Origin of the sequence: Burkholderia sp. HMSC10F09 (assembly GCF_001806955.1) — a bacterium.
Taxonomy (GTDB): Bacteria; Pseudomonadota; Gammaproteobacteria; order Burkholderiales; family Burkholderiaceae; genus Burkholderia; species Burkholderia multivorans.
This window is the reverse complement of record NZ_KV786491.1, coordinates 1-15,551: the sequence shown is the minus strand read 5'-3', so window position 1 is coordinate 15,551 and position 15,551 is coordinate 1. Positions and strand designations below refer to the sequence as shown.

Below are 15,551 nucleotides of genomic sequence, written 5' to 3'. Positions count from 1 at the left end.
CGGGGCGTGACGCCCCGCATCGAACGGTAGCCGATCAGCGGTTCACGAGTTTCGCGGGCGTGAGCCACACGGCGAACGCGCCGATCACGAGCATCGCGGCGAGCACGTACATGCCCGACGACGTGCTGTGCGTGAGGTCCTTCAGATAGCCGATCACGTACGGGCTCGCGAAGCCGGCGAGGTTGCCGACCGAGTTGATGATCGCGATGCCGGCGGCGGCCGCGCTGCCCGCGAGGAACGCGGTGGGCAGCGACCAGAACAGCGGTGCGCAGGTCAGCACGCCGCCCGCCGCGATCGACAGGAACACGATCGACACCGCCGTATTGTGCGAGTACGACGCGGCGATCGCAAAGCCGGCAGCGCCCATCAGCGCCGGCACGATCAGGTGCCAGCGACGCTCGCGGCGCTTGTCCGCGCTATGGCCGAACAGGTTCATCACGACGATGGCGACGACGAACGGAATCGCGGACAGCAGGCCGACCTGCAGCGTGTCGGTGATGCCGGTGGACTTGACGAGCGTCGGCATCCAGAACGTGAGCCCGTACTGGCCGGTGACGAACGCGAAGTAGATCAGCGACATCCACCACATGCGCGGGTCGGCGAACACGGCCTTCAGCGAATGGCCGTGCTTCTGCTGTTCCTGCGGCTGCGCGGCGATCTCGTCTTCGAGGAGCTGCTTTTCGCGCTCGTTCAGCCACTTCGCGCTGCGAATGTTGTTGTCGAGATAAAGGATCGTCGCGATGCCGACCAGCACGGCCGGCACGGCCTCGATCATGAACATCCACTGCCAGCCGTGGAAGCCCGAGCCGCCGTGGAACGCCTCCATGATCCAGCCCGACAGCGGGTTGCCGAAGATGCCCGACACCGGAATCGCCGACATGAACACCGCAATGATCTTCGCGCGCCGGTGCGACGGGAACCAGTACGTCAGATAGAGGATCACGCCCGGATAGAAGCCCGCTTCGGCGAGACCGAGCAGAAAGCGCAGCACGTAGAACTGCGTCGGCGTCTTCACGAACGCGAACATGGCGGACAGCAGCCCCCACGTGATCATGATCCGCGCGATCCAGATGCGCGCGCCGATCCGGTGCATCAGCATGTTGCTCGGCAGCTCGAACAGGAAGTAGCCGAGGAAGAAGATGCCGGCGCCGAGGCCGAACACCGTCTCGCTGAAGGCGAGGTCCTGCGACATCTGCAGCTTCGCGAAGCCGACGTTCACGCGATCGAGATACGCGACCACGTAGCAGAGCATCAGGAACGGCACGATGCGCCAGAACACTTTCTTGTAGGTCAGGTCGAGTTCGGCCGGGCTGGCGGCCGCGGCGGGCGAGCGGCCCGCAGCCGCGTCGAGTGCAGTCATCGTCGTCTCCAAAGGTGGCGAGTGCCGGCGGCGCGCACGCTGCCGGTCGTAGGTGTGTGCTGACGGAAGGGCCCGCGCACACGGCGGGCATGAGATTCGCGTGCTACCAGCGCGCGCCGAACGCGGCGCGCAGTTCGTCGAGCGCCGCATCGGGCAGCGGCTCGGGCTTCGGGTTCGTCATGAGCCACAGCCGTGCGGTTTCCTCGAGCTCTTCGAGCGCGTACGACGCGTGCGACACCGACGGCCCCCACATCACCGGGCCGAGGCGCTCGAGCAGGACGCCGCGCACACGGTCGGCGAGCGCCGCGACTTCGGCCGCGACGTCGGGGTCGCCGGGGCGGCGATAGCGGATCAGCGGAATGTGGCCGACCTTCATCACGTAGTACGGCGTGATCGGCGGCAGCACGTCGGTGTCGCGCCACACGCCCGCGAGCGTCAGCGCGACGAGGTGCGTCGAATGCGTGTGGACGATGGCGTTCGCCTCGGCGTTGCGCGCATAGATGCCGCGATGCAGCGTCAGCGTCTTCGACGGCTTGCCGCCCGACACGGCCTGCCCGTTCGCATCGACCTTCGCGATGTCGTTCGGATCGAGCCGGCCGAGGCACGCATCGGTCGGCGTGATGAGCCAGCCGTCGGGCAGCCGCGCACTGATGTTGCCCGCACTGCCGACGGCATGACCGCGCGCGTACAGGCTCGCGCCGACCACGCAGATTTCTTCGCGCAGCTTCGCTTCGATGCTCATCATGCGGCTCCGTCGAGCGCGCGCAGCGCCTTGTCGAAAAAGTCCACCGCGCCGAAATTGCCGGACTTCAGCGCGAGACCGAGCGGCTCGGTGTCGATGGTCGCCGTTGCCGGCACGCCCGGATCGATCTGCGCGCCGATCTGCAGCGACTTCACGCCGAGCGCCTGCACGACTGCGCCGGACGTCTCGCCGCCCGCGACGACGAACTTGCGCACGCCGAGCGCGCGCAGGCCGTGCGCGATCGCGGCGAGCGTGCGCTCGACGAGTTCGCCGGCCGCCTCGACGCCGAGCGCCTGCTGCACGGCCCTCACTTCGTCGGGCGTCGCGGTCGCGTAGATCAGCACCGGTTCCGGCAGGTGCGAACTTGCGAACGCGAGCGCCTGCTCGACGACCGGCTCGCCGCGCGCGGCCGCGAGCGGATCGATGCGGAAGCTCGGTCGCGCGGCGCGCCATGCGGCGACCTGCGCGTTGGTCGCCTTCGACGCGCTGCCGGCGAGCACCGTCGACGTGCCGTCGATGCGCGGCAGCGATGCCGCGTTGTCGCGCGCGGCGAGCTGTGCGGCGCGACGGAAGTTCTCGGGCAGCCCGAGCGCGATGCCGGAGCCGCCGGTGACGAGCGGCAGCGCTGCGCACGCTTCGCCGAGCACGTGCAGATCGCGGTCCGACAGCGCGTCGGCGATCGCGATGCGTACGCCGTCGGCGCGCAGCTGCGCGATGCAGGCGCGCACGTCGGCCGCGCCGCGCGCGATCGTGTCGTAGCGGATCAGGCCGACCTTCGACGGCGTTTGCCGCTGCAGCACGCGCACGAGATTCGCATCCTTCATCGGCGTGAGCGGATGGTTCTCCATGCCCGATTCGTTGAGCAGCGCGTCGCCGACAAACAGGTGACCGCGATAGATCGTGCGGCCGTTTTCCGGAAACGCGGGGCACGCGATCGTGAAGCCGCCGCCGGCCGCGTCGAGCAGCGCATCGGCGACAGGGCCGATGTTGCCGGCGTCGGTCGAGTCGAACGTCGAGCAGTATTTGAAGAAGAATTGCCGGCACCCTTGCGCGCGCAACCATTCGTAGGCGGCGAGCGACTGCGCGACGGCGTCGGCGGCCGGAATCGTGCGCGACTTCAGCGCGACGACGATCGCATCGGCGTCGATCGATGCCGATTCGGCCGGCACGCCGATCGTCTGCACGGTGCGCATGCCGCTCTTGACGAGCATGTTCGCGAGATCGGTCGCGCCGGTGAAATCGTCGGCGATGCAGCCGAGCAGGGGACGGGAAGCGGAAGCGGTCATGGTAAGGCGTGGTTCGAATCAGCGGGCGGGCGGCAGCGTGATGCCGGGGAAAGTCTTGATCACGGCGGAATCGTCCTCGCCGCCGTGACCGGCGCTCGATGCGCTCATGAACATCTGGTGCGCGGTGGCCGACAGCGGCAGCGGGAATTTGCTGCGGCGCGCGGTGTCGAGCACGAGGCCGAGATCCTTCACGAAGATGTCGACGGCCGATAGCGGCGTGTAGTCGCCGTTCAGGATGTGCGGCACGCGGTTCTCGAACATCCACGAGTTGCCGGCGCTGTGCGTGATCACGTCGTACAGCGCATCGGGATCGACGCCTTCGCGCAGGCCGAGCGCCATCGCTTCGGCGGCCGCCGCGATATGCACGCCGGCCAGCAGCTGGTTGATGATCTTGACCTTCGAGCCGACACCGTGCGTATCGCCGAGACGGTAGACCTTGCCCGCCATCGCGGCGAGCACGTCTTCGCATGCGGCGTATGCGGCCGCGGGGCCGGACGTCATCATCGTCATCTCGCCGGACGCCGCGCGCGCGGCGCCGCCCGACACCGGTGCGTCGAGCATCTGCAGGCCGGCGGCCTCGATGCGCGCGCCGAGCGCGACCGCGAAGTCGGGTGCGACGGTCGCGCTCGCGATCACGACGCCGCCCGGCTTCATCGACGCGACCGCGCCGTGTTCGCCGAACAGCACCGTTTCCGTCTGCGCGGCATTGACGACGAGCGTAACGACGACGTCGCACTGCGCGCCGAGTTCGGCCGGCGTCGCGCAGGCGATGCCGCCTTCGGCCGCGAACGCGTGAAGCACGGCTTCACGGACGTCGCACGCGTGCACGCGAAAGCCCGCGCGCAGCAGCGAACGCGCGACGCCGAGGCCCATCGCGCCGAGGCCGATGACTCCAACATTTCGTGACATGGTCAACCTTGATCGATTCGGAACAGATTCGGGAATGCGCCGCGGCGTCAGCAGATGCCGGCTTCCGCGAGACGGCGCGCCGCGTTGTACATGTGCGTGCGCGCCGCGTTGCGCGCGGCCATCGGATCGCGCGAGCGGATCGCGTCGGCGATCGCCGCATGTTCTTCGCGCACCTGCCGTGAGAAGTCCTCGCGCGTGGCTTCGTTGCGGCGCGTGACCTTCACGCCCGCTTCGAGATACTGGTTCAGGAACTGCAGCGTCTTGAGGAAGTACGGGTTCCCCGTGACGGCCGCGATCGTGCGGTGGAACGCGACGTCCTCGGCGACGCCGTCGCGCCCCTCGGCGACCGCTTCGTCGATCTTGCGCAGCGCGTCGTCGATGTCGGCCATGTCTTCGTCGCTGTGACGCAGCGCGGCTTCGGCCGCGACTTCGGCTTCGATCGCACGACGCACCGCGAGCAGATGCGGCAGCGAGCTCGCCTCGACCGCTTCCGCATAGTCGATGCGCAGCGGTCGGATCGCGCCGTGCTGGTTCACGTACACGCCGCTGCCCTGGCGCGGCTCGACGACGCCTTCGTTCTTCAGCCGCGAGATTGCTTCACGAATGACGGTGCGGCTCACGCCGAATTCCTGCGCGAGCACCGCTTCGGTCGGCAGCTTGCCGGTCGCCACGAAGCTGCCGGCTTCGATCTGCTTCAGCAGCTGCTGCGCGACGTGGTCGCTCATCGCACGGGCAGGGATTTTCTCGAACATGACGCGATAGTTTGTAAGGTGATGTGGTCATCATACAAATTTGATCGCGATGAGGCATCCGGGAATACCCTCGGTCAAAATGCACGAACATCGGCGAAATTGACTGGAACCGGTTCCATTTTGACGCGAACGGCGCGCAATGTGATTGCGCGGCCGCGCCGTCGGAGCCGAGCGGCAGGGAACTGCGCGACTCGACTGGAGCAGGGAGAACCGGGAGAAGGGCCGCGCTCGGTCAGTCCGTAGCCACTCTGCTGGCGCTCGAGCGGGGGCGCCGGCACACGCGCGGCATGAACGTCTGGTTTTCGCGCTGGCGCAGGCCGATCGTCACGCGCCGACGGACTGCCCGCTCACTCGACTTCGTCGTGAAGCGCGTCGTCCGTCACGCTCGCGGCGGCTGCCGCTTCGTCGCCGCCGCGCTCGCGATACGCGGCCGGCGGCACGCCGAACTGCTTGCGGAACTCGCGCCCGAGGTGCGACGCGTCGGCGAATCCGCAGCTCGACGCGATGTCGGCGACGGTGCGGTCCGAACTGGTCAGCAGCCAGGCGGCCGTGCGCAGCCGCACCTGCTTCGCGAACGCCTGCGGGCTCTTGCCGGTTTCGGCCTTGAACAGGCGCTCGAGCTGCCGCGTCGACAGATCGAGCTTGCATGCGAGTTCCTCGAGCGGCAGCGCCCGCCCGACATGCTGTTCCATCAGAAGAATCGCGCGCTTGACCTTCGGATGCGTCGCGGGCTCGAGGCCCGGCGGATGCGGCTGCGGCGCATTGCCCTTCTGCATCTCGCCGACGAGCAGGATGCGCAGCGCCTTCTGCACGGTCGCGTGCTCGAAGTGGCGCAGCAGGATCGCGGCGGCAACGTCGATCGATGCGCGCCCGCCCGAGCAGGTGATGCGCCGCCGGTCGATCACGAACAGCCGGTCGGCGATCAGCAGATCGGGATCGGCGTTCGGAAAGCGCTCGATGAAATCCCAGTAATGGAACCAGCTCACGCAGGTGCGGTAGCCGTCGAGGACGCCGGCGCGCATCAGCGTAAACACGCCCGTGCAGATCCCGACGATCGTGGCGCCCCGCGCGGCCGCGCGACGGATGAACTCGAGCGTTTCGGGGCCGGCTTGCGGTCCCGAGTGCAGCAGCCCGCCGACGACGACCACGTAATCGAACGGCTCGGCCGCATCGAACGTTTCCCACGGCGTGATCTGGATCCCGCAGCTCGCGCGCACCGGCGCGAGCGTGTCGCCGATTACGCTCCACGCGCAGCGCACGGGCTTGCTGTAGTCGCCGTCGTCGGCGGACAGCCGCAGCATGTCGACGAACCCGGAGAACGCGGTGAGCGTGAAGTTCGGCAGCAGCACGATGCCGAAGCGGATGCGCTGCGGCGCCGGTTCGGCGAGAGGGGAGGCGGGTACGTCGGGTGTCATTGCGGCAAATCTCGTTACGCCGGGCGGGCGGTCTCACGCTGTTCAGGATACGGCAACCGGCGCGCGGCCGCGCGAAGCGGACGCGGCCGGACTTGTGGTTTTTCGTCGCGAACCATCGCCAAAACGCACTTTCGGGCCGGGCGGCCGGGCGCTTGGCGGCGCTATCCCACGCCGATGCCGTTTTTGTTCTATCGGCGGATTTTACGCTTTGATGTACTGGCGTCCAACGTCACTTTGCAGTGCCATCCAGAGGAAGCCAGATGAACGTCAGCGTTTTCGACCTGTTCAAGATCGGCATCGGACCGTCCAGTTCGCATACGGTCGGACCGATGATCGCGGCGTGCCGCTTCGCGTCGCACGTGGAGGACGCGAACCTGCTCGGCTTCGTGCGCCGCGTGCGCGTCGAGCTGTACGGCTCGCTCGGCGCGACGGGCAAGGGCCATGGCACCGACAAGGCCGTGCTGCTCGGCCTCGAGGGCCATCTGCCGGACACGATCGATCCGGATCTGATCGAGCCGCGTCTCGCGGCGATCCGCGCCGAGAAGTCGCTGTCGCTGCTCGGCAAGCAGACGATCCGCTTCGACGAGAAGGAGCACATCGGCTTCTACCGGAAGCTGATGACGGGCACGAGCATCGTGCACCCGAACGGCATGCGCTTCCAGGCGTTCGACGAACACGGTCAGCTGCTCGTCGAGAAGGAGTATTACTCGATCGGCGGCGGCTTCGTCGTGAACCGCGACGGCGATCGCGTCAACGGCGTGCGCGCGGCGGCCGAGGTGCCGTATCCGTTTCGCACCGGCGACGACCTCATGCGCCAGTGCCGCGAGCACGGGCTGTCGATCGCCGAGCTGATGATGCGCAACGAATGCGCGCTGCGTCCGGAAGACGAAGTGCGTGCGGGGCTGCTCGCGATCTGGCGCACGATGGCGGCCTGCGTCGAGCGCGGCTGCAAGGTCGAGGGCGATCTGCCGGGCCCGATGCGCGTCAAGCGCCGCGCGGCCGAACTGAATGCGCGGCTGCGTGCGCGTTCCGAGGAATCGCTGCGCGATCCGCTGTCGATGCTCGACTGGGTCAACCTCTATGCGATGGCCGTCAACGAGGAGAACGCGGCGGGCGGGCGCGTCGTCACCGCGCCGACCAACGGCGCGGCCGGCGTGATTCCGGCCGTGCTGCACTACTACGTGAAGTTCGTGCCGGGCTCGAACGAGGCGGGCATCGTCGAATTCCTGCTGACCGCCGCGGCGATCGGAATCATCTACAAGGAAACCGCGTCGATCTCCGGCGCGGAAGTCGGTTGCCAGGGCGAAGTCGGCGTCGCGTGCTCGATGGCCGCGGCCGCGCTCGCGGCCGTGATGGGCGGCACGCCGGACCAGGTCGAGAACGCCGCCGAGATCGGCATGGAACACAACCTCGGGATGACCTGCGACCCGGTCGGCGGGCTCGTGCAGATCCCGTGCATCGAGCGCAACGCGATGGGCGCGATCAAGGCGCTGAACGCGTCGCGCATGGCGCTGAAGGGCAACGGTCAGCACTACGTGTCGCTCGACTCGGTCATCAAGACGATGCGCGAGACGGGCGCCGACATGAAGACGAAATACAAGGAAACGTCGCGCGGCGGTCTGGCCGTGAACGTCATCGAATGCTAACGAAGGACCATCAACATGAGCCGCTACTCGATATTCAGCCTGTTCCGCAACGGCCTCTCGTATCACGAGAACTGGGAGAAGCAATGGAAGAGCCCCGAGCCCAAGCGTGAGTACGACGTCGTGATCGTCGGCGGCGGCGGGCACGGGCTCGCGACCGCGTACTACCTCGCGAAGGAGCACGGGATCACGAACGTCGCGATTCTCGAGAAAGGCTGGATCGGCGGCGGCAACACCGCGCGCAACACGACGATCGTGCGCTCGAACTATCTGTGGGACGAGTCGGCCGCGCTGTACGAGAAGGCGATGAAGCTCTGGGAAGGGCTGTCGCAGGACCTCAACTACAACGTGATGTTCAGCCAGCGCGGCGTGATGAACCTCGCGCACACGCTGCAGGACGTGCGCGACACCGAGCGCCGCGTGAACGCGAACCGGCTCAACGGCGTCGATGCGGAATTCCTGACGCCCGCGCAGGTGAAGGAAATCGAGCCGACGATCAACCTGAACAGCCGCTATCCGGTGCTCGGCGCATCGATCCAGCGTCGCGCGGGCGTCGCGCGTCACGACGCCGTCGCATGGGGCTTCGCGCGCGGCGCGGACCGCGCGGGCGTCGACATCATCCAGAACTGCCAGGTCACCGGCATTCGCCGCGAAGGCGGCGCGGTGGTCGGCGTCGACACGGTCAAGGGCTTCATCAAGGCGAAGAAGGTCGCGGTGGTCGCGGCCGGCAACACGACGACGCTCGCCGACATGGCCGGCGTGCGGCTGCCGATCGAAAGCCATCCGCTGCAGGCGCTCGTGTCCGAGCCGATCAAGCCGGTCGTCAACTCGGTGATCATGTCGAACGCCGTGCACGCGTACATCAGCCAGTCCGACAAGGGCGACCTCGTGATCGGCGCGGGCATCGACCAATACACGGGCTTCGGCCAGCGCGGCAGCTTCCACATCATCGAAGGCACGCTGCAGGCGATCGTCGAAATGTTCCCGGTGTTCTCGCGCGTGCGCATGAACCGTCAGTGGGGCGGCATCGTCGACGTGTCGCCGGACGCCTGCCCGATCATCAGCAAGACCGACGTGAAGGGGCTGTATTTCAACTGCGGCTGGGGGACGGGCGGCTTCAAGGCGACGCCGGGCTCTGGCTGGGTGTTCGCTCATACGATCGCTCGCGACGAACCGCATCCGCTGAACGCACCGTTCTCGCTCGACCGCTTCTACACCGGCCACCTGATCGACGAACACGGCGCCGCCGCCGTCGCGCACTGAACGAGGAGAAACCAACATGTTGCTGATCGAATGTCCGTGGTGCGGGCCGCGCGCCGAATCCGAGTTCACGTGCGGCGGCGAAGCCGACATCGTGCGCCCGGTCGCGAATGAAACGATGACCGACCGCGAGTGGGGCGAGTACGTGTTCATGCGCGAGAACAAGCGCGGGCTCCACAAGGAGCAATGGCTGCACACGCAGGGCTGCCGCCGCTGGTTCAAGGTCACGCGCGACACCGTCACGTACGAAATCAAGAGCTACGAGAAGTTCGGCGGGGCAACCGCCGGCAACGCACACGAAGAGGGCACGAGCAAATGAGCCAGAAAGACCGCCTCGGCACCGGTGGCCGCATCAATCGCGCGATTCCGCTGACGTTCACGTTCAACGGACGCACGTATCAGGGCTTCCAGGGCGACACGCTCGCGTCCGCACTGCTCGCGAACGGCGTGCACTTCGTTGCGCGCAGCTTCAAGTATCACCGTCCGCGCGGGATCGTGACGGCCGGCGTCGAGGAACCGAATGCCGTCGTGCAGCTCGAGTCGGGCCCGTACACGGTGCCGAATGCGCGCGCGACCGAGATCGAGCTGTATCAGGGGCTCGTCGCGACGAGCGTGAATGCGGAGCCGTCGCTCGAGAACGACAAGTACGCGATCAACCAGAAGCTGTCGCGTTTCCTGCCCGCCGGTTTCTACTACAAGACCTTCATGTGGCCGCGCAAGATGTGGCCGAAGTATGAAGAGAAGATCCGCGAGGCGGCCGGCCTCGGCAAGGCGCCCGACACGCTCGACGCCGATCGCTACGACAAGTGCTACGCGCATTGCGACGTGCTCGTGGTCGGCGGTGGCCCGTCGGGTCTCGCCGCTGCGCACGCGGCGGCGACGGCCGGTGCGCGCGTGATGCTCGTCGACGATCAGCGCGAGCTCGGCGGCAGCCTACTGTCGTGCCGCGCGGAGATCGACGGCAAGCCGGCGCTGCAATGGGTCGAGAAGATCGAGGCCGAGCTGCGCAAGCTGCCGGACGTGACGATCCTCTCGCGCAGCACCGCGTTCGGCTATCAGGATCACAACCTCGTGACGATCACGCAGCGCCTGACCGATCATCTGCCGGTGTCGATGCGCAAGGGCACGCGCGAACTGCTGTGGAAGGTGCGTGCGAAGCGCGTGATTCTCGCGACCGGCGCGCACGAGCGGCCGATCGTATTCGGCAACAACGATCTGCCCGGCGTGATGCTGGCCGGCGCGGTGTCGACCTACATTCATCGCTTCGGCGTGCTGCCGGGGCGCAATGCGGTCGTGTTCACGAACAACGACCGTGCGTACCAGACCGCGCTCGATCTGAAGGCCTGCGGCGCGAAGGTGACGGTCGTCGATTCGCGCGCGTCGTCGAACGGCGCGCTGCCGGCCGCCGCGAAGCGGCAGGGCGTGACGGTGATGAGCGGGACGGTCGTGACGGCCGCCTCGGGCAAATGGCGCGTATCGTCGGTCGACGTCGCGTCCTATACGAACGGCCAGACCGGCGGCAAGCTGCAGACGCTGCCGTGCGACCTCCTCGCGATGTCGGGCGGCTTCAGCCCCGTGCTGCACCTGTTCGCGCAGTCGGGCGGCAAGGCATGCTGGAGCGACGAGAAGGCGTGCTTCCTGCCCGGCAAGCCGGTGCAGGCCGAGGCGAGCGTCGGCGCGGCCGCCGGCGAGTTCGGGCTGGCGCGCGCACTGCGCCTCGCGCTCGACGCCGGTGCGGAAGCGGCGAAAGCGGCCGGTTTCACGGCCGCGCAGCGCCCGGTGGCGCCGCAGGTTGCCGAAACGGTCGAAGGCGCACTGCAGCCGCTCTGGCTCGTCGGCAGCCGCGAGGCCGCCGCGCGCGGGCCGAAGCAGTTCGTCGACTTCCAGAACGATGTGTCGGCGGCGGACATCCTGCTGGCCGCACGTGAAGGCTTCGAGTCGATCGAGCACGTGAAGCGCTATACCGCGATGGGCTTCGGCACCGATCAGGGCAAGCTCGGCAACATCAACGGGATGGCGATTCTCGCGCAGGCGCTCGGCAAGACGATTCCGGAAACGGGCACGACGACGTTCCGCCCGAACTACACGCCCGTGTCGTTCGGCACGTTCGCGGGCCGCGAGCTCGGCGACTTCCTCGATCCGATCCGCAAGACCTGCGTGCACGAATGGCACGTCGAGCACGGCGCGATGTTCGAGGACGTCGGCAACTGGAAGCGCCCGTGGTACTTCCCGAAGAAGGGCGAGGATCTGCATGCGGCCGTGAAGCGCGAATGTCTCGCGGTGCGCAACAGCGTCGGCATTCTCGATGCCTCGACGCTCGGCAAGATCGACATCCAGGGCCCCGATGCGGTGAAGCTGCTGAACTGGATGTACACGAACCCGTGGAACAAGCTCGAGGTCGGCAAGTGCCGCTACGGGCTGATGCTCGACGAAAACGGCATGGTGTTCGACGACGGCGTGACGGTGCGCCTCGCCGATCAGCACTTCATGATGACGACGACGACGGGCGGCGCCGCGCGCGTGCTCACGTGGCTCGAGCGCTGGCTGCAGACGGAATGGCCCGACATGAAGGTGCGCCTCGCGTCCGTCACCGATCACTGGGCGACGTTCGCGGTGGTCGGCCCGAAGAGCCGCAAGGTCGTGCAGAAGGTCTGCCAGGACATCGACTTCGGCAACGAAGCGTTCCCGTTCATGAGCTACCGGAACGGCACCGTCGCGGGCGTGAAGGCGCGCGTGATGCGGATCAGCTTCTCCGGCGAACTCGCGTACGAAGTCAACGTGCCGGCCAATGCGGGCCGCGCGGTGTGGGAAGCGTTGATGGCGGCGGGCGCCGAGTTCGACATCACGCCGTACGGCACCGAGACGATGCATGTGCTGCGTGCGGAGAAGGGCTACATCATCGTCGGTCAGGACACGGACGGCTCGGTCACGCCGTACGACCTCGGGATGGGCGGGCTCGTCGCGAAGTCGAAGGACTTCCTCGGCAAGCGTTCGCTGTCGCGTTCGGACACGGCGAAGGAAGGCCGCAAGCAGTTCGTCGGCCTGCTGACCGAGGACGAGCAGTTCGTGCTGCCGGAAGGCGCCCAGATCGTCGCGAAGGACACGCAGATTTCGACGGTCGAACCGACGCCGATGATCGGCCACGTGACGTCGAGCTACTACAGCCCGATCCTGAAGCGCTCGATCGCGCTGGCAGTGGTGAAGGGCGGATTGAACAAGATGGGCGAGAGCGTCGTGATTCCGCTGGCCAACGGCAAGCGCGTCACCGCGAAGATCTCGAGCCCGGTTTTCTACGATACGGAAGGGGTGCGCCAGCATGTGGAATGAGACCAGAAACCAGACGCCGGTGGCGGGCACGGGCAGCGTGCGGCTCGAGTCGCCGTTCGTCGGCGCGGCCGACCTGCTGAAAACGCATCAGGCGCGCGCCTCGAAGAAGTTCACGCTGCGCGAGCGGCCGTTCCTCGATCTCGTGAACGTGCGCGGTGAGCTGAGCGATCCGGCGTTCGTCGGCGCGTTCGAGCGCGTGGTCGGCTGCCGGCCGCCGGCCGAGCCGAACACCGTCGCGCGCAGCGCCGACTACGACGTGCTGTGGCTCGGTCCCGACGAATGGCTCGTGCGCTCGAACGGGCCCGTGCAGGCCGGCGTGCTCGAAGCGCAGCTCGCCGAGGCCGTGCAGGGTTCGTATGCGGCGGCGGTCGACGTCGGCAGCGGCTACACGGTCGTCGAGATCGGCGGCGAGCGCGTGCGCGACGTGCTCGCACGCGGCTGCCCGCTCGATCTGCATCCGCGCGTGCTGAAGCCGGGCCAGTGCGCGCAGTCGCACTACTTCAAGGCGTCGATCGTGCTGATCCCGACCGGCGACGCGTCGTACGAGATCGTCGTGCGCCGCAGCTTCGCCGACTATTTCGTGCGCATCATGCTCGACGCCGCGGCGCCGCTCGCATCATGAAGCCGTTCGACGAACCGTTCGCGGCGATCGACGGACCGCGCCTGCGCGGGCGCGGCTGGAGCGTGTTCGTCGACGAACTGAAGGTGCCCGCGCGCGTCGGCATTCACGCGCACGAGCACGAGGCGCCGCAGCCGATCGTGATCGATGCGCGGCTCGAGTATCGCTGCGAGCCGAGCGAGCAGGGCGAGTGGATCGATTACGACGGCTACTGCGCGCGGATCGCGTCGTATCTCGCGCACAAGCCGCATACGCGCTTGCTCGAGACGCTCGTCGCCGACATCGCGGCACTGTCGTTTCGCGAATGGCCCGCCCTCGAATCGCTGACGCTGTCGGTGCACAAGCCGAAGATCCGGCCGGGCACGAAGCGCGTCGGCGTGTCGCTCGACTGGACGCGCGGCGATTACCTGCGGTGGACGGGCGCGGCCGGGCAGATCTGAGCGCTGGCGGTGCGGGCGGGATTATTCCTGGAATATCGGAATAATCGATGCGACCGACGGGAAGCGGCCCGTTGTTCCTGAAATATCGGAACAATGGGCCGTTCTGCATTGGTGCGCCTGTAATGCCGATATTTTCGTAGCTATGTTGTGGCGTCGCGCCGACAGCGCTTTATCCTTGCCTGCCTGCTCCGTGATTCGCGCGGCGCCCGCTTACGGCTTGCGCGGCGCCGGCGACGAATCGCCGACCGGCACCATGCGCGCCTTCGCATCGCTGCCGGCTTTCGCCTCGTCGGCCGGCTCGAGCACGAAGCGGAACGAATCGACGCGCTGCAGCACCTTCGCCGCATACGCATTCGATCCGCCGTAGCTCTTCAGCGCGGCCTGCACGTTGCCGCCGGCCGCTTTCACATAGCCGGACAGGATGGCCGAGCCGGCCTCGACGTTCGCGTTCGGCTCGGTCAGATCCTTCACGTTGCGCAGCAGCCCGCGATGCGCGGCCGGCACGACCTGCATCAGCCCGGTCGCGCCATGCTGGCCGCGCGCCTTTTCCTGGAAGCGCGATTCGATCGAGATGATCGCGTAGACGAGCGCCGGCGGCAGCGAATATTTCGTCGCGGTCGCGCTGACGATGTCCGCGAGCTTGATCGCCTTTTCCTTCGCGACGCCGAACTTCTTCGTCAGATACGCCGTGACCCGCCGATTGGCTTCGTTCGGCTGATCGGCGGCGGCGAGCGGGTCGGACGCGGGCAGCGCGATCGATGCGGCCGCAACGTCCGCGGCAGCGGGCGCGGCCGGCGCCGATGCCGGTTGCGCCGACGCCTGGTGCGCGACGCCGAACGAAAGCACGATCAGCCAGAGTAACCGTCGCATGGGCGAATGGGGGAGAACGGAAGGCGCACAGTATATCGGCCAATTCCGCCGCGCATTCGAAGCGGCGCTCGAACGAAAGCGATCTGTAGGTGTGTGACGGGCGGCGCCGAAGCGGTTGCATGAACACCCAACGGCGTCCTGACGAACGGTCGCGTCGCGCCACGCGTTATGCACCACGCGCCACGCGTTATGCGCTACGCGCGTCGCGCGGCCGCGATGCGCGCGACCGCGCCGATCGCATCGCTGACAAGCACCGCGAGCAGCCCGACGATCACGCCGCCTTGCAGCACGAACGCGGTGTTCGACGTCTGCAGGCCGGCGATGATCACGTCGCCGAGCCCGCGCGCGGCGACCGTCGAGCCGATCGTCGCAGTGCCGAGATTGATCACGACCGCGAGTCGGATGCCGTTGACGATCACCGGAAACGCGAGCGGCAGCTCGACCGACATCAGCCGCTGCCAGCCGCTCATCCCCATTCCACGCGCGGCTTCGACGACGTCGCGCGGCACGTCCTCGAGCCCGGCGATCGTGCTTTCGAACACGGGCAGCAGCCCGTACAGCACGAGTGCGATCAGCACGGGCTTCAATCCGAAGCCGACGGCCGGCACCGCGAGCGCGAGCACGGCGACCGGCGGAAAGGTCTGACCGATGTCGACGATGCTGCGTGCGACCGGCAGGAAGTCCGCGCCGAACGGCCGTGTGACGGCGATGCCGGCCGCGACCGCGATCAGCGTGCCGATCGCGCTCGACAGCGCGACCGTACCGAGATGCGCGAGCGTGAGATCGAGCAGGCTTGCGCGATCGTAGATCACCGGTGCGCCGTTGTCGGCGAACGGCGCGAAGCAGCCGTGCAGCCAGGCCGGGCGCAGCAGCAGCACGAGCAGCAGCGCGAGCGCGGCCGCGCGCGCAGCGGGCGCGACGAGCCGGC

The 15,551-nt window shown here is 67.6% G+C and carries 14 protein-coding genes; 6 read left to right on the top strand and 8 right to left on the bottom strand.

Annotated features, from left to right (window positions below; translation table 11 throughout):
* Positions 1–34: 34 nt before the first annotated feature.
* From HMPREF3115_RS00470 to HMPREF3115_RS00445, 6 genes are all read right to left on the bottom strand, one after another.
* Positions 35–1,360: an MFS transporter gene (locus tag HMPREF3115_RS00470; RefSeq protein WP_059940920.1), complete on the bottom strand. Its 1,326-nt coding sequence runs from the start codon at positions 1,358–1,360 to the stop codon at positions 35–37.
* Positions 1,361–1,463: 103 nt separating this feature from the next.
* Positions 1,464–2,105: a 3-oxo-tetronate 4-phosphate decarboxylase gene (locus tag HMPREF3115_RS00465; RefSeq protein ID WP_070553156.1), complete on the bottom strand. Its 642-nt coding sequence runs from the start codon at positions 2,103–2,105 to the stop codon at positions 1,464–1,466.
* Positions 2,102–3,388 (bottom strand): 3-oxo-tetronate kinase, encoded by a 1,287-nt coding sequence (gene otnK / locus HMPREF3115_RS00460; protein WP_070553154.1) that lies wholly within the window; start codon positions 3,386–3,388, stop codon positions 2,102–2,104. Before otnK ends, HMPREF3115_RS00465 begins: the two co-directional genes overlap by 4 nt.
* An 18-nt stretch (positions 3,389–3,406) precedes the next feature.
* A complete protein-coding gene (gene ltnD / locus HMPREF3115_RS00455) occupies positions 3,407–4,297 on the bottom strand; it encodes an L-threonate dehydrogenase (protein ID WP_006411877.1) in 891 nt (296 codons plus the stop codon).
* Positions 4,298–4,344: 47 nt separating this feature from the next.
* Positions 4,345–5,049: a FadR/GntR family transcriptional regulator gene (locus tag HMPREF3115_RS00450; RefSeq protein WP_006396307.1), complete on the bottom strand. Its 705-nt coding sequence runs from the start codon at positions 5,047–5,049 to the stop codon at positions 4,345–4,347.
* 347 nt (positions 5,050–5,396) lie between these two features.
* On the bottom strand, positions 5,397–6,464 hold the full coding sequence (locus HMPREF3115_RS00445) for a GlxA family transcriptional regulator (RefSeq protein WP_006396308.1): 1,068 nt from the start codon (positions 6,462–6,464) through the stop codon (positions 5,397–5,399).
* 260 nt (positions 6,465–6,724) lie between these two features.
* Here HMPREF3115_RS00445 and HMPREF3115_RS00440 point away from each other — a divergent pair, with 260 nt between their 5' ends.
* Genes HMPREF3115_RS00440 through HMPREF3115_RS00415 form a run of 6 tightly spaced genes read left to right on the top strand, consistent with a single transcriptional unit; the run spans position 6,725 to position 13,753 of the window.
* Positions 6,725–8,110, top strand: a complete 1,386-nt coding sequence (locus HMPREF3115_RS00440) for an L-serine ammonia-lyase (protein ID WP_006396309.1) — start codon at positions 6,725–6,727, stop codon at positions 8,108–8,110.
* Between the two features lie 15 nt (positions 8,111–8,125).
* Positions 8,126–9,370 (top strand): sarcosine oxidase subunit beta family protein, encoded by a 1,245-nt coding sequence (locus HMPREF3115_RS00435; protein WP_006396310.1) that lies wholly within the window; start codon positions 8,126–8,128, stop codon positions 9,368–9,370.
* 16 nt (positions 9,371–9,386) lie between these two features.
* Positions 9,387–9,686, top strand: coding sequence for a sarcosine oxidase subunit delta (locus HMPREF3115_RS00430; protein ID WP_006396311.1), 300 nt, complete (start codon positions 9,387–9,389; stop codon positions 9,684–9,686).
* Positions 9,683–12,694, top strand: a complete 3,012-nt coding sequence (locus HMPREF3115_RS00425; protein ID WP_006396312.1) for a sarcosine oxidase subunit alpha family protein — start codon at positions 9,683–9,685, stop codon at positions 12,692–12,694. Before HMPREF3115_RS00430 ends, HMPREF3115_RS00425 begins: the two co-directional genes overlap by 4 nt.
* Positions 12,684–13,316, top strand: coding sequence for a sarcosine oxidase subunit gamma (locus tag HMPREF3115_RS00420; protein WP_035489014.1), 633 nt, complete (start codon positions 12,684–12,686; stop codon positions 13,314–13,316). Before HMPREF3115_RS00425 ends, HMPREF3115_RS00420 begins: the two co-directional genes overlap by 11 nt.
* Positions 13,313–13,753, top strand: a complete 441-nt coding sequence (locus HMPREF3115_RS00415) for a dihydroneopterin aldolase (RefSeq protein WP_006396314.1) — start codon at positions 13,313–13,315, stop codon at positions 13,751–13,753. Before HMPREF3115_RS00420 ends, HMPREF3115_RS00415 begins: the two co-directional genes overlap by 4 nt.
* Positions 13,754–13,963: 210 nt before the next feature.
* On the opposite strand, the gene HMPREF3115_RS00410 is transcribed toward HMPREF3115_RS00415, so the two are convergent.
* Positions 13,964–14,623, bottom strand: a complete 660-nt coding sequence (locus HMPREF3115_RS00410) for a lytic transglycosylase domain-containing protein (RefSeq protein WP_070553152.1) — start codon at positions 14,621–14,623, stop codon at positions 13,964–13,966.
* A gap of 194 nt (positions 14,624–14,817) precedes the next feature.
* A partial coding sequence (locus tag HMPREF3115_RS00405; protein ID WP_070553151.1) for an ABC transporter permease occupies positions 14,818–15,551 on the bottom strand: 734 nt, incomplete at its 5' end.

Coding starts and splice junctions, on each gene's coding strand:
- HMPREF3115_RS00470 (WP_059940920.1), bottom strand. CDS start 1,360: ATGACTGCACTCGACGCGGCTGCGGGCCGCTCGCCCGCCGCGGCCGCC.
- HMPREF3115_RS00465 (WP_070553156.1), bottom strand. CDS start 2,105: ATGATGAGCATCGAAGCGAAGCTGCGCGAAGAAATCTGCGTGGTCGGC.
- otnK (WP_070553154.1), bottom strand. CDS start 3,388: ATGACCGCTTCCGCTTCCCGTCCCCTGCTCGGCTGCATCGCCGACGAT.
- ltnD (WP_006411877.1), bottom strand. CDS start 4,297: ATGTCACGAAATGTTGGAGTCATCGGCCTCGGCGCGATGGGCCTCGGC.
- HMPREF3115_RS00450 (WP_006396307.1), bottom strand. CDS start 5,049: ATGTTCGAGAAAATCCCTGCCCGTGCGATGAGCGACCACGTCGCGCAG.
- HMPREF3115_RS00445 (WP_006396308.1), bottom strand. CDS start 6,464: ATGACACCCGACGTACCCGCCTCCCCTCTCGCCGAACCGGCGCCGCAG.
- HMPREF3115_RS00440 (WP_006396309.1), top strand. CDS start 6,725: ATGAACGTCAGCGTTTTCGACCTGTTCAAGATCGGCATCGGACCGTCC.
- HMPREF3115_RS00435 (WP_006396310.1), top strand. CDS start 8,126: ATGAGCCGCTACTCGATATTCAGCCTGTTCCGCAACGGCCTCTCGTAT.
- HMPREF3115_RS00430 (WP_006396311.1), top strand. CDS start 9,387: ATGTTGCTGATCGAATGTCCGTGGTGCGGGCCGCGCGCCGAATCCGAG.
- HMPREF3115_RS00425 (WP_006396312.1), top strand. CDS start 9,683: ATGAGCCAGAAAGACCGCCTCGGCACCGGTGGCCGCATCAATCGCGCG.
- HMPREF3115_RS00420 (WP_035489014.1), top strand. CDS start 12,684: ATGTGGAATGAGACCAGAAACCAGACGCCGGTGGCGGGCACGGGCAGC.
- HMPREF3115_RS00415 (WP_006396314.1), top strand. CDS start 13,313: ATGAAGCCGTTCGACGAACCGTTCGCGGCGATCGACGGACCGCGCCTG.
- HMPREF3115_RS00410 (WP_070553152.1), bottom strand. CDS start 14,623: ATGCGACGGTTACTCTGGCTGATCGTGCTTTCGTTCGGCGTCGCGCAC.